The 13,451-nt window shown below is 64.7% G+C and carries 12 protein-coding genes and 2 pseudogenes; 8 read left to right on the top strand and 6 right to left on the bottom strand.

The annotated features are described in order from the left end of the window. A pseudogene (locus ACLMAL_RS22485) lies at positions 1-766 on the bottom strand (hypothetical protein); the annotation flags it as partial. Beyond that, positions 763-1,416, bottom strand: coding sequence for a hypothetical protein (locus ACLMAL_RS22490; protein WP_412000879.1), 654 nt, complete (start codon positions 1,414-1,416; stop codon positions 763-765). The gene ACLMAL_RS22490 and the pseudogene ACLMAL_RS22485, both read right to left, overlap by 4 nt. A 386-nt stretch (positions 1,417-1,802) precedes the next feature. Between ACLMAL_RS22490 and ACLMAL_RS22495 the strand changes: the two are divergent. Beyond that, positions 1,803-1,883: pseudogene (locus ACLMAL_RS22495) on the top strand (CsbD family protein); the annotation flags it as partial. On the opposite strand, the gene ACLMAL_RS22500 reads toward ACLMAL_RS22495, so the two are convergent. Beyond that, a complete protein-coding gene (locus tag ACLMAL_RS22500) occupies positions 1,861-1,983 on the bottom strand; it encodes a hypothetical protein (protein ID WP_412000880.1) in 123 nt (40 codons plus the stop codon). The pseudogene ACLMAL_RS22495 and the gene ACLMAL_RS22500 overlap by 23 nt on opposite strands. A gap of 193 nt (positions 1,984-2,176) precedes the next feature. Further along, positions 2,177-2,968, bottom strand: coding sequence for a DUF1206 domain-containing protein (locus ACLMAL_RS22505; protein WP_412000994.1), 792 nt, complete (start codon positions 2,966-2,968; stop codon positions 2,177-2,179). A gap of 872 nt (positions 2,969-3,840) precedes the next feature. Between ACLMAL_RS22505 and ACLMAL_RS22510 the strand changes: the two genes are divergently transcribed. From ACLMAL_RS22510 to ACLMAL_RS22525, 4 genes are all read left to right on the top strand, one after another. Then, positions 3,841-5,166, top strand: coding sequence for an enoyl-CoA hydratase-related protein (locus ACLMAL_RS22510; protein WP_412000881.1), 1,326 nt, complete (start codon positions 3,841-3,843; stop codon positions 5,164-5,166). A gap of 398 nt (positions 5,167-5,564) precedes the next feature. Beyond that, positions 5,565-6,662: a cobalt transporter CbiM gene (cbiM, locus tag ACLMAL_RS22515; protein WP_412000882.1), complete on the top strand. Its 1,098-nt coding sequence runs from the start codon at positions 5,565-5,567 to the stop codon at positions 6,660-6,662. Continuing rightward, a complete protein-coding gene (gene cbiQ / locus ACLMAL_RS22520) occupies positions 6,659-7,606 on the top strand; it encodes a cobalt ECF transporter T component CbiQ (protein ID WP_412000883.1) in 948 nt (315 codons plus the stop codon). The genes cbiM and cbiQ overlap by 4 nt, the downstream gene beginning before the upstream one ends. Further along, entirely contained in the window at positions 7,590-8,414 is an 825-nt protein-coding gene (locus ACLMAL_RS22525; protein WP_412000884.1) for an energy-coupling factor ABC transporter ATP-binding protein, read from the top strand. The genes cbiQ and ACLMAL_RS22525 overlap by 17 nt, the downstream gene beginning before the upstream one ends. Positions 8,415-8,426: 12 nt before the next feature. Here ACLMAL_RS22525 and ACLMAL_RS22530 read toward each other — a convergent pair whose 3' ends face one another. Further along, positions 8,427-8,627 (bottom strand): zinc transporter Slc39a7, encoded by a 201-nt coding sequence (locus tag ACLMAL_RS22530; RefSeq protein WP_406230962.1) that lies wholly within the window; start codon positions 8,625-8,627, stop codon positions 8,427-8,429. A gap of 356 nt (positions 8,628-8,983) precedes the next feature. Between ACLMAL_RS22530 and ACLMAL_RS22535 the strand changes: the two genes are divergently transcribed. The 3 genes from ACLMAL_RS22535 to ACLMAL_RS22545 all read left to right on the top strand — a co-directional run bounded on the left by ACLMAL_RS22535 (position 8,984) and on the right by ACLMAL_RS22545 (position 11,401). Next, positions 8,984-9,523, top strand: coding sequence for a Fur family transcriptional regulator (locus tag ACLMAL_RS22535; RefSeq protein ID WP_412000885.1), 540 nt, complete (start codon positions 8,984-8,986; stop codon positions 9,521-9,523). 305 nt (positions 9,524-9,828) lie between these two features. Continuing rightward, positions 9,829-10,596: a class I SAM-dependent methyltransferase gene (locus ACLMAL_RS22540; RefSeq protein ID WP_412000886.1), complete on the top strand. Its 768-nt coding sequence runs from the start codon at positions 9,829-9,831 to the stop codon at positions 10,594-10,596. A gap of 172 nt (positions 10,597-10,768) precedes the next feature. After that, positions 10,769-11,401, top strand: a complete 633-nt coding sequence (locus ACLMAL_RS22545; RefSeq protein ID WP_412000887.1) for a glyoxalase — start codon at positions 10,769-10,771, stop codon at positions 11,399-11,401. A gap of 138 nt (positions 11,402-11,539) precedes the next feature. On the opposite strand, the gene ACLMAL_RS22550 is transcribed toward ACLMAL_RS22545, so the two are convergent. Next, positions 11,540-13,006 (bottom strand): peptidoglycan DD-metalloendopeptidase family protein, encoded by a 1,467-nt coding sequence (locus ACLMAL_RS22550; protein ID WP_412000888.1) that lies wholly within the window; start codon positions 13,004-13,006, stop codon positions 11,540-11,542. Positions 13,007-13,451: the final 445 nt, after the last annotated feature.

Below are 13,451 nucleotides of genomic sequence, written 5' to 3' on the forward strand. Positions count from 1 at the left end.
CGGTTGCGGGCGACGCGCACGACATCGTCGCGGAACTCGCGGGGATAGGGCTTGGGCACGATGACATCCTTTCAGCCTGCCCGAGGGGCAAGCCAACTCGGTTGTCACCTATCCGTGCAGCAGTCCCCTTGTCTCCTTTTTCACGTAGCCGGATCAAGCACTGTGTCGGGTCGAGATCTTGCAGGCGCAGATTGAGGGCTCCCTCCAGACGGCAGGCGGTCTCGATGTGCAGGCGGAGGATGAGGCTGTCGAGTTCGGGGTCGTCGCTGGTGACGACGGCGACCCGACATATCTCTTCGAGTAGATCGGCGGGAAGTGCTCTCCGGTTCGACGGACGAGGTCGGGGTTTCTCCAGCTTGGCGGACGGATCTTCTGTGGCAGCGATGTGTCCGTCGTCGACAGCGAACCGATACAGGCATCGGATTGCGTGGAAGAAGTGTTCCTTGGTGCTATGCCCGCCGCGGTCGCTGCGTCGCACCACCCTAGTGCTGACCAAAGTCGCCGTGAGGTGCTTGAATTCCGAGACCGTTGGCGCGTCGATTCGGCGGTCGCCCCATACGGCCAAGACCTTCCTCCAATAGGCCATATAGCTGTCACGGGTCACGGTGTCCGGCATAGCGTTGTAGACAACCGGCACATACTCGCTGAAGGTCGGAACCTGTGGTCGGTGTGGAGCAGCGTGCAGCAGGTCCCGCGCTGACACACCGAGGCTCTGCAGCACTGCTGCCGCAGTGGCGATCTTGTCGGTCGTTGTCGCGGCGGTCATGATTCCCCCCCGATACCGCGCTCAGCCATGCACCGAACGGCGACGTCGTCGAGCACAGGCGAAGGGAAGATCACCAGCGTTTTCTCGCGGGGGCGGGCGACGAGCAGTATGCGGCTGCCGGAAGAGATGGCGGCGACGCGACGCAGGCGCATGGACAGCCGTACGTTGCCCTGCGTGTCGATGCCGAGCCTGCCGCCACGTGTGATGCCTCGGTCCCGAAGAGTGCTGTCGGCGCCGCCGACGACGACCAGGCCGTGAACGAGCCACCACTCGAGGCGATCGTTGGCCCGCCAGCGCAGCGTGTCCAGGACCTCCTTGGCTGTGACTCGTCCGCTGCTATCGACTGCGCGGAGTCCGTAGTAGGCCCTCGGCGCGGGCACGGTGTTCGCGTGATGGATCGGAGGCACTGTCAGACCCATGCGGCTGCGTGCCGACCTCGATGCAGGCGGCATCATCGAGTTCGGTGGGCACACGGGTGTGGCCCTTGGGATCACGGGCGCGAGAATGTCCGCGTCAGCCACGCCGACCACCTGGAGAGCCGAGTCGGCGAGGCGTGGGCGGGTATCGGTGATGTGTGGCAGCGCGGGGATAGGGCAACGCGAGCCCTGCGGATCCGCATCGACATTGTGTTCGACGGTTACCTCAGTCACATGATCTGAGCGATTTCGCTCTGTCCGCGGGCTCATAGCGCCATCCGTTACCGCGTGTGACTTCTCGTTCTCGGGCGCTGGTGGGTGTCGCACGGCGCGCGTGACGGGATGGGGTTGTCCGGTGATCGTGCTCAACGCCTCGGCCAGTTCGACGACGCTGGGGGGGTGGTGTAGGTCAAGGTCGCGCCACCGCGGCGCTCGACATGCTCGACGAGCCTTGTGATCAGCTGCACGGATTTGCGCCACCAAACAACGGTGCAGGGGGCGACGACCGGATGATTCTGCGAACTGCACTCAGGAAAGCGGGCATCGGCTGGAGTAGAGGGGGAGTGATCACCGACGACCGAGGCGCTCAGAACGTCGGCGACTGCCGAGACGCCCAGTAGCAGCACGAGGGCAAGGCCGATCAAGCCAAGTCCGACCTGAAGGATGCGGGCGAGAAGGTCAAGGACGCCTTCCGCAACTGACTCGACGCTTGTTCTTGTCGTCGGTGGCCTCGCCGAACTTTTCCTTGGCCTTGCCGGCGATTTTCTCGGCCTTGTTCTGTGCCTTGTCTACAGCGCTCATGGTGCGAGCCCCTTTCTTCGAAGGTGCCCGGCCTGCGTTTTCCAGCCGGTCCTCTTGCGGATAGCCCCCGTTGCGCGTTCTCGCCGCGGTGGCAGGTGTCCTGCGCGTGCGGCCCGCTGCTCGAGCAGCGCTGCCCAACGTCGCGGATGCTGATCCGGACGAACTCGCCGCCGCTGCTTGGGGCTGTGCCCGACTACATCTTGGCGTATCGGGCCATGGCGAAGCTGTAGAGGCCGTAGGTGATGATGCCCAGGCCGGACACTACGAGGAGGGCTACTCCGTAGGGTTGAGCCCCAACGGTTTTGAAGGCGCCGTCGAGTCCGACGGCTTTGTCGGGCTCGGATCGACTGACGGCGAGGATCACCAGCAATCCGATGGCGGCGATGGCCAGCCCTTTCGCGATGTATCCGACCGTGCCCAGCCTGCGTACCAGGTCGCTGGTGGTGCCCTCGAGGTCTTCGAGGAAGTTCTGGCTCACTCCTTTGTAGGCGTGGTAGCCGCCGATCGCGATGATGATCAGCGCGCCTGCAATGAGGGCGATCGTGCCGGCGGTGGTGTGCATCAGGCGGGCGGTGATCCCCGCACTCTGGCCGCTGCTGGACGTGTCGCGGCCGCGGGCGAATCCGAACGCGGAGACAGCGAAGGCGAAATAGACCACTGCCAGGGCAAACGCCTTGACGCGATCGATCGCTTCGGACTTCTTGCTGTCGGCCTGGGGTTTGGACGAGCTGCCGAGTGCCACTTCGGCGAGCCGCCACAGCGCCATCAGCAGAAACGCGACGACGCCCACCCACAGGCCGACGATGCCACCCGGTTTGCTGGCCAGTTCCGTCATGGCCCAGGATTGGTCGGCGGTGCCGGCTGCGCCGCCGAGGGCGATGCGGATGGCGATGTAGCCGATGATCAGGTGCACGATGCCACTCACGACGAAGCCCGCGCGGGCGAATCGTTCGAAGATGCTGTTCTGGGCCAGCCGGCCCGCCATGGACGACGAGTTGTCGTAGGACGCCGACGACGATGCGCCGGAGGACGTCGGGGACGGGTTGTTCTCAGGCATGGTGCCGACCTCGTCTTAGTTGTGGTGGTGAAAGCTCCGCTGGGGTGCGACGAGCGGTTTGCAAGATGGGGAGCGCGGTCCCGAGGCCGACTGTCCGGCCGGGTCCGTCTTCCCGGGAACCACCCCGCATCGGTGATCACAGGGTGTCCGTTGAGTGGCCTCGCCGCGCTGCCCGATCAGAAGAAAGGCGCTTCGGTATTTACGGTGGCCGGTCCGACTGGTAGGTCGTCAATAGCCTGGTTTTTCACATTCTGTATGCACAATATGTGTGTGCACACGAATCGGGGAAGTGCGTCGACCTCTGAGGGTGGTGAGCTCGATAGTTCGCACAAGTGGTTTTCGATTCGGATTCTGGCACCGCTGGTTCGGATGCGGGCGTAGCGAGAGGGTCGAGAGTGCAGCAGCGTATTCTCCTTGTGAGCAGTGCCGACAACGGCCTGACCAGGCGCGCCGGGCTGGCGTTGCGCCGATCCGGACGTATGGTGCGTACAGCGGTGGTGACCACCAGCGGCGATATCGAAAAAGCCGTCGAAACATGCGACTCCGACGTGGTGATCTGTCCATTCTTAACTGTCCGCATTCCGGAATCGGTGTATACGCGATGGCCTACCGTCGTTATCCACCCAGGCCCGGTGGGTGATCGCGGAGGCAGCAGTCTCGACTGGGCTATCAGCGAGGACGAGCCGTTGTGGGGTGTAACAGCACTCTCCGCGGTTGGTACGTTCGACAGTGGACCTATCTGGGCGACAAGGACTTTCACACTGCCGCGTCTCCGTAAATCGCTCGTGTACAACGGGCACGTGGCGAATGCCGCCATCGAGTGCATTCTGGAGGTTGCCGACAAGGCCGCCGACCCACATTTCCGTCCACTCGATCAGGAAAATGCCCATCGCCCGATCTCGCATGCGAGGGCGCGGCGGTTGATGCGCCAGAGCGACCGGGCCTTCGATTGGGCATCCGATCCCGAGCAGATTCTGCGCCACATCCACGCCGCCGACGGTGCGCCGGGCGTGGTTTCGACGCTGGCGCAGCGGCCCGTGCGGCTCTACGACGCACACCCCGGCCGCAATGGGCTCGACGCGGCGCCGGGGACCTTGCTCGGTCGTCGCCATCATGCGGTCGAAGTGGCCTGCGGTGGGGGCACCAGCATTTGGGTAGGCCATCTGAGCATTGATCTCGGTGATCGCTGGTCGTGCAAAGCCCCGTCCACCGCCGCGCTCGCACGGGCCGGGATAGTCCTCGGCACGATCCCGAACACAATTGCTGCGGCGGCAGGCGACGCCGGGCAGTTCACCGACATCACCTATCGGCGCTTCGGCCCGGTCGGCGAAATCGGCGCGGTGGAATTCGATTCGTACAACGGCGGAATGACCGAAAGTCTCTGCCGTCGGCTGACTTTCGCGATCCGAGCCGCAGCGCGTCAAGACACCAAGGTGCTGGTGGTGCGCGGGCGCGGGCACGCGGTGTTCAGCAACGGACTCCATTTGGGCGAGATCGAGATCTCGCCTGAACCGGCGCAACAGGCGTGGCGGACCATCCGCGCGATCAACGCGCTGTGCCGCGAGATCTTGTTCTGCCGCCAGCTGTCGGTGGTGGCGATGACGTCGGCAGGGGCGGGTGGAGCAATGCTGCCGCTGTCTGCTGATGTTGTGGTCGCCACCGGCCACTCGGTCATCGACGCGCACTACCGCACAATGGGTTTGGGCGGCTCCGAGTTGCATTCCTACACCCTGCCGCGTCGCGTCGGCGCCGACACCGCGCACTGGCTACTCGAGGCCGCCGAACCGATCGACGCCCTCGAGGCTCTCGATATCGGGTTCGTCGATCACGTCGGCGCCGATATCGGGTTCGACGACTGGCTCACTGCGCTGGCCAGTGAGTATGTCCAGCCCGAGCGGTGGTTGTCGACGATGAAGCGCACACGCGGGCGTCTGGCCCGCGATTTGGCCGACAAGCCGTTGGATGCCTACGAATTCGAGGAACTCGGCGAGATGGCGCGCAACCTGTTCGCCGACAGTCTCGGGTTCGAAGCCAAGCGGCGGGCGTTTCTGTACAAAACCTCGTACCCGCGTTATCCCGAGCCGCGCCACCCCCCGCCTGTCCCCGCGATGGCATCGCCGCACTAGAGCAACACTGCGGCACGGGTGCGGAACCCGGCGATGCGCCATCAACGGTGGATGACGCAGGCCGAACAAGATGCTATGTCAGGAGAATTCGCACACTGCGTGTAGCGGATTCTTCCTCCAGCGGCCGTCTCGGGTGATCGCACCATGCCCGGCAGGTCGTCGATTCAACCGGCGATGGAACTCGGCGGTCGATGGCGGCTCGAATTCTGCTGTCCAACAACGATAGTCCTGGAGCAGGAGCCGAGGTTCGCCATCGAGGGCGTAGATGTCGGTGGTAGGTCTGGTTATTCCGGGTATCTCCGCTCGGCGACGATTCGTGCGATGTGCTGGTCTGTGCTGTGTCCGAGGTTTACCGTTGATGCCAGTTACTTGCAGATAGATCTCCTCGAGGAGTTTCGATGCACATTCCTGACGGGTATCTATCGCCGGCGACCTGCGCGGTGGGTTATGTGGTGGCGGTTCCGATCGCCGCGGTGGCGGCACAGCGGGTCAAGAACGTCGTCAAGACCAGGCAGGTCCCCACGCTGGCGATGCTGTCTGCGGTGTCGTTTCTGGTGATGATGTTCAACATTCCGATCCCGGACGGCACCACCGCGCACGCGGTCGGCGGCGTGTTGATCGCGGTGCTATTGGGGCCGTGGGCCGCGCTGATAGCCGTGACCGTCGCGCTGGCCTTTCAAGCGCTGTTGTTCGGCGACGGCGGCGTACTTGCTTTCGGCGTCAACGTGTTCAACATGGGCGTCGTGTTGCCGTTCGTCGCCTACGGGATCTATCGGTTGCTCGCCAGGGGAAGCGTTCTGACCTCGTGGCGTCGGGTCGTCGCTGCCGCGATCGGCGGCTACGTCGGCCTCAACGCCGCCGCGATCTGTGTCGGCATCGAACTCGGCATACAGCCCGATCTGTTCCACGATGCCTCGGGCACGCCGCTGTATTCGCCCTACCATCTCTCGCAAACGTTGCCTGCGATGCTGCTTGCCCATCTGCTGATCGCGGGGTTCGCCGAGGCCGCGCTGGCCGGTGGCGTCGTCGCGTATCTGCAGCAGGCCAATATCCCGCTCCTGCAAGTCAACAATCCGGGAGTGCCCGTCGATGCGGCAGACATCGTGGCGCCGAAACCGAAACTGCGTCCGGTCGCGGTAGCACTGTCGGTGATGGCGGTGCTGGTGCTGCTGACGCCACTGGGTCTGCTGGCGCCGGGAGGCGCCTTCGGCGAAGATTCGCCAGAGGACCTGGATCTCGGCGATCTCGGGCTCGACACGGTGCCGACGGGGCTCGCGAAGTACGCCGGGTTCTGGAACCACACATTGCTCGGCAACTACGGATTCTCGAACGGTTCCCACCCCAATATCGGCTACCTGGTGTCGGCCGTGGTCGGGATCGTCGTCGTCGGAGCGGCAGTCTACCTCATCGCTTTCGGTCTGCGCGCTCTCGGCTTACGGGGTTCGATCGACAATCGGACCGAACCCGCGCGCAGCTCGGCCGACACCGGCTCATGACCACGACCGCATCCACCGATCCGCGTCCGGCATCCGCCCCGGACTGGTTGCTCACTCGCGATGTCGCGTTGTGCCCCTGCGGGTGTATCGGCAAGCGCCGCAAGGGGTCCTACATCGAGAAGACGCTCACCGGCGGTGCGGATCTATTGCGGCAGGTGATGTTCAGCGACGACACCGCCGCCCAGCACGGTTTACTGCAACGCATCGATGCCCGGGTCAAGATCGTCACACTGTTCGGGTTGCTGCTGGTCGGGGCGTTCCTGCACACCATTGCAGCGCTGATGGTGTTGTACGCCGCGACGCTGGTTCTGGCCGCGTGTAGTGCGGTGCCGGTCGGATTCTTCGTCAAGCGAGTGTGGCTGTTCGTCCCGATCTTTACCGGGATCGTCCTGATCCCCGCGACGCTGAGTGTGGTCACCGACGGCGAGGTGATCGTGACTCTCTGGCATTGGCACGGCCGAGCAAAAGGGATCACCCGGCAAGGTCTGATGTCGGCCCTGTTGGTCGTGGCTCGCGTGGCGTCCTCGATCAGTTCGGTCGTGCTGCTGACGCTGACTACGCCATGGACTCGATTGCTTGCGTCACTGCGAACTCTCGGTGTCCCGCGCGTGTTCATCTTGATCATCGGGATGGCCTATCGTTACTTGTTCCTACTGCTCGCCACGGTCACCGATATGTATCAGGCGCGCAAGGCGCGCACGGTCGGCGCCGAGAAGCACGACAAATATGCGCGTCGATTCGTCTTCGCCACTGCTGGCGCGATGATCGGTAAGTCGATGGCGATGTCGGAAGAGGTACACCAGGCGATGGTCGCGCGCGGCTATCGCGGAGATGCCAAAGTCCTTGCCCAACCGCGGCCCTCGCGGATCGACCTGCTCTATGCCCTCGCTGTCGCGGTGTCCGGCGCGGCACTGTTGGTGGGTGAGCATGTCATCACCCGATGAGGAATCCCAGTCGTGTCAGCTGTCCTCGGGCGGCGAGCCCGTCCTGGAGTGCACAGACCTGCGATATCGCTATCTCGGAAAGTTCGAGGCTCTCTCCGGCGTATCACTGAAGGTCGCGGCGGGGGAGAAGGTCGCGCTGATCGGAGCGAACGGCTGCGGCAAGTCCACGCTGCTGAAGATATTGGACGGCTTGGTATTTCCCGAGAGCGGGACCTATACCGCCTTCGGCGCACCCGTCACCGAGGACGCCCTGGAAGATGAGCAGATGAACATGGGCTTTCGGTCGCGGATGGGCTTCGTTTTCCAGAACAGCGACGCGCAGGTCTTCTCGCCGACGGTGCGCGACGAGCTCGCCTTCGGTCCACTGCAGCTCGGTCTGGACCGCGGTGCAGCCGCGGCCCGGGTCGAGGACGTCCTTGCCCTGCTCGGCATCGCCGACACCGCCGACCGGGCGCCGTTCCAACTCTCGGGAGGGCAGAAGAAACGTGTCGCGATCGGCACCGTCCTGGTCATGAACCCGGAAGTGTTGCTGTTCGACGAGCCGACCGCCGCGCTCGATCCACGCACCAGCGAGTGGCTGACCGAGCTGATCGAGGACCTCGCCGAAGCGGGCAAAACGATCGTGCTCGCCACCCATGACCTCGACAGCTTGGATCGACTCGCCGATCGATGCATCGTTTTCGGCGAGGACCACACGATCCTTGCTGAGACCACACCGGCCGCCGCCCTCGCCGACCGGGAACTACTGCTCGAAGCCAATCTCATCCACGCGCACACCCGATTGCCGGTCGTCCAGCAGCCCGGTTGACCGCCCTCCGGCTCAGTTGTGGGTGTGTGAGTGATCATCGGGCATATCGCTTTGATGCACATGGCGATGCGAATGCTCGACTCCGTCATGGGTATGGGTGTGCTCGTGTTCGAGGTGGCCATGCTCGTGTGCGCTGTGGGCGTGGGTATGGGTCAGGGTGCCGTGACTGTGTGCGTGGGCATGGGGCTCGACGTGGGAGTGTTCGTCGGTCATATCCCGGTTCCTTTTCTGTTTCGAGTGGGTTCTACGGCAATGCATGCATACCAGCACGCCGCGCTGATGTCCGGGAATGCCCAGTCCGGCATGTTGGGCGTTGTATACCGCGTCCAGTACGTCGATACCCCAGCGGTGCCGGCTCACCGACATGGTCGGCGAGATCGTTCACCGATAGTTCGGCATCGACCAGAGCCCACAGGATCTGAATGTGCGTCGAGTCGGCGAGCATCCCGCAACACCTCGACGACCAACAGGCTTGATCATCAGGCAACCGCATTACCCGATCATCTGCATTCATACGCAGACAGTAGCGTTATGAGAGGAATGTAGTTCCGTGGCGAACGAGGTGCACCATGAACGAGGTCGACCATTCGGCGACAACTACCTCGCCACTGGTGGGCGATACCGGCATAGACCATGACACCGGGCCGATGCCCACCGCGGATACGTCCAGCGACCCAGCGGTCGAGCACGCACGATCGATCCTGCGCAGTCACGGGTTACGGTGCACCGCACCGCGTTTGGCGGTGATGTCGGTGCTGACCAGCGATCCCTCCGGAGGGCACCTCAATGCGCAGGAGATCGTCGCACGACTCACCGAACGACGGGAACTCGTCGACCTGACCACGGTGTATCGCACGCTTGCGCGGATGGTCGAGATCGGCGCCCTGCACGTGCTCACTGTCGGGGAAAGGGCCGCGAGCTACGGGCTGACCGTGCGACCCCACCACCATGCCGTCTGCACACGGTGCGCGGCGGTGATCGAAGTCCCCGCCGAACGACTGGCAACCGCGCTGGATCACGCCAGTCGCGGCAGCCGGTTCGAACTCGCTGCTAACGCCGGACTGACTCTGCACGGACTGTGTCCAGCCTGCAAACACGCCGCGCGATAGCTGAACCGGCGGGTCGATATCGCTAGTCGGGGCCAAGCGGGGTCGTGGGATTGCAACACATGGCTGGGTTGTAGCGCGACAGCGGCGTGCCGATGCTCGGCGAAATGTACGTGCTCGCGGCGCGATCGACAGATGTGCCGGGTCTGGAAGCGGTCGGGGAAGCCTTTCGCTTCGAACCGGACTAAATGGTCGGTTATTGAGCTCGGCGCACTTTATGCTGGGGCCTCGGACCACGTCGACCGGGGAGGGCTGGGCGGCGGCTATCGCAGGATGCGCGAAATACCTTACATTCGAGGAGGATTCGTGTGACGACCAGCAAGCTTGATATTTCGCGAGCGTGGTACTGGATCGGCCGGTGGGATCGCCAGCAGGAGCACTACATGCCCGATCGCGAACAGCGGTTCGAAGCTATCGGTGATGTTCTGGCCGAACTCGTCGACCGGACGGACCCGTTGATCGTCGACCTCGGCGTCGGGCCGGGAACGCTGTCGGACCGGCTGCTCACGCGAATGCCCGCCGCCACCATCGTCGGCGTGGACGCGGATCCACTCCTGTTGACGTTGGCCGAGATGACCCTGGGGTCACCGCGATTCCGTACGGTGAACGCCGATCTGCGCGAGCGCGATTGGCTCGACAGACTCCAATTGCATCGAGCGCCCGATGCTTTCGTGAGCACCACCGCTCTGCATTGGATGAACCGCGAACCGCTCCGCGCGCTGATCCGGGCTTGCGCGGGGACGCTCGCACCCGGTGGTCTGTTCATCGACGGGGACCATCTCTACGAGGGGGCGACCGGCCCGCGACTGGACGCACTGGGTAAAGCCATGACCGCACGCCGGGCCCAGCGAGTGGGAACCGCGGGTCTGGAGGACTGGGAGGCGTGGTGGGCAGCGGTCGACCGCGCTCCCGAACTCGCCGACCTGGTCCGCCTGCGCGACGGGGGATTCGCCCACAAGGTTCACGACCGGCCCACCGTCCACGACTACCTCGCCTTCGCGTACGAGGCGGGCTTCGCCGAAGCCGGAATCGTGTGGCAGTACGGTGACGACCGCGTGGTGGTCGGGATCCGATAACCGGCCAGGGCACCCGGGGAACGACCGCGTTTTCGGCTATGCGAACTGGTCGATGTACCTGCTGGCGCTTATCCGGCTCCACGCGGCCGGCGGAGGGGATGTTGCCGTGCATGGCGAAACCGATCAGGAATCGAGAAGCACAGGCTACCGAGCAGCAACTAGCGTGACTGCCATGGACATCACTGCTCACCAGACCTCTATCGAGTCCGTCACCTTGGAGGTGCCCGACCCCGCGGCCGCCGCGGCCTTCTACGTCGCCGCGTTCGGTCTCGGCGACAAAGTACGCGTCCGCGCCTCGGAGACGCCGACGACCGGCTTTCGTGGCTTCATCCTGTCGCTCGTGGTGTCTCAGCCGAGCACCGTCGACAACCTCATCGGCACCGCGCTCGACGCAGGTGCGACGACGCTGAAGCCGGCCAAGAAGAGCTTCTGGGGCTATGGCGGTGTCGTCCAGGCCCCGGACGGGGCGATCTGGAAGGTCGCGACGTCATCGAAGAAGAACACCGGCCCGGCCACCCGGGAGGTCGACGATTTCGTGGTGCTCCTCGGGGTCGACGACGTCAAGGCGACCAAGCAGTTCTACGTCGACCGCGGCTTGGCCGTGGCAAAGAGCTTCGGCAGCAAGTACGTCGAGTTCGACACCCCGCAGGCTTCTGTCAAGCTGGCGCTCTACGGGCGCCGTGCCGCCGCCAAGGATGCCGGCGTCCCTCCGGAGGGCACCGGGTCGCACCGGATCGTCATCGGCGGCAATACCGGGCCCTTCACCGACCCGGACGGGTTCGCGTGGGAGGCCGCCCCGGCCTGAGCCGGTCGCGGTCGGCCGCGAGCAGAACGTGACCGTCCCGCCGCCGAGCCTGGTCGAGATTCGCTGTTCTCGGCGCACGACGATCGTGGATGCTCGGTGCCACCGTCGCTGCGTTCCGGGATCGGTGCAGCACCGCACTCATACTTGTAGCCCGTTGGCGGCCAGGTAACCGCGAGGATCCACCGCCTGGCCGTTCCGGCGAACCTCGTAGTGCAGGTGGTTGCCGGTGGAGTTGCCGGTCGATCCGACTGCGCCGATCACTGTTCCTGCGGGAATCTGATCGCCCACTCGCACCCGGATGCTGCCTGCGGTTTGGTGGGCGTAGATGGTCTCGGTGCCGTCCGCAGACCGAATCCGCACGTGATAGCCGTAGCCGCTGCCACTGTTGCCTGCTTGAATCACGGTGCCACCGGTAGCGGCGTAGATCGGGGTGCCCGCGGCGGCCGCAAGGTCGATACCGCCGTGGTGGTCGCCGTTTCGGGGGCCGTAGCCGGAACTGACCCGGTAATTGCCGGGGTCCAGCGGTAGCCTGGCACGTCCGTCGCCCGGCTGCCCGGTGCCGCTGATTGCTGTCTGCCTTCCGACTATGCCATTGAGGTACTGGTTGGTGAGCTGGTTGACCGCCGTGGCGGTTTCGGAGGCGTTCGCTTGACCGCTGCCGACGATCGTCTGGGCTTTTTGCAGTGCGGCGGTCAGTATTTGGTGCACTTTCCGCTGCCCGGCCTTGGTGTAGGCGTTCGGACCGAGCTCGGCCAATTCCACATTGACCTCACGAATGATCCGAAGAATAGCTTTTTTGTCGACTGTGTTGGATCCGGCCAGGCCTACCAGGTGTCGCGCGAGTCCATTGTCGAGGGTATTGAACGCCGTCGCTGCATTCTTCTGGAACATGGACCGCGCTCGGAGGGCCGTTGCGGTGGCGCCCGAGCCCTTGACCGCGCCGGGTCGAGTCGCCAGGCTGCCGGTGTTCGAGGCGGTGTCACCGTCTTCCTCGCCATACAGGACTGCCAATTTCTCCAACGCTGCGAGCGCTTGTTGAGCCTCGGGGGTCAGGCCGGCACCGGTGGCGTCGACTGCGGGAGCCGCGGCGACGGAGGATCCGGAGTCGTTATTGGACAGTCCTGCCAGCACCGAGGCCAGCATCGGCAGTGCGGACAGCGCCGCCGAGCCCGCGGTCGGCGCGAGCTGCGCGAGCATCTCGGGATCGAGCCCCATCGATGCCGGTGCCGCGGCGGCGGGTGTGCTGGCCGGTGGGGGTGTCTGCGTAACCGAAGGTTGCGCGGGCACCGCAGGCGCGGTCGTACTGGCGGCAGGCGTCGCCGGTGCCGCGCCGGTGCCGACGGCGGGGGTGGGGCGCAGTGACGGCAACCCGTGCCACGGTGGGGCGGAACTCGGCGGTGCTGTGGCCCCGGATGGATTCGGCGGTGCCGTGGCCCCGGACAGATTCCGACCCAGATTTGCCAGTGCCAGAGCCGTTTTCGCTACGACGTCCGACTGTCGTTCCGGCGGGGGCTGTCCCGGCGCAGCGGGCTGGTCGGTAGTCGGCTCGTCGTCGGTAGCGGCGTCGAGGTCCGTGCTCAGCTGTGGCAACTCGCTGCTAGTCACCACGGCCTCCCCAAGCCTCAGGCTTCATCGACTCGCTCCTTTGACGCCGCTGTTCCATTAGCGATTGTGATCGTTCCGCCGGTGGTCACGTCCTCATTTATGGGAACAGGTTCCCAATTCTTCAGGGCGGCAAGGAAATACACAATTCCTGCCGTCGACGGCAGGCGCGGTGGCCACGCACAGCGGCTGATCGCGGTTCCGGTGGTTGGCACACATCGAAACGACCTACACGCTTCCATGACATCCACCCCCGGCCCGCCGAATATTTCGTCATCCGCGCCGGATGGAAGTAGGGGGTAGGCCGACGGGGTCGGCCGGCGTTGGAAAGGTCCCGGAACGTTACCGCGGTCACACCGGGCTCGCTGGGTGTAAGAGTGGTCTCCCGGGGCAGGTAAAATCGGTGGTTCTTGCGCTGATCTCGTCGCACAATCGAGCAGCTAACGAC

It is taken from the genome of Nocardia sp. CWNU-33 (genome assembly GCF_046764895.1).
In the GTDB taxonomy this organism is placed as follows: domain Bacteria; phylum Actinomycetota; class Actinomycetes; order Mycobacteriales; family Mycobacteriaceae; genus Nocardia.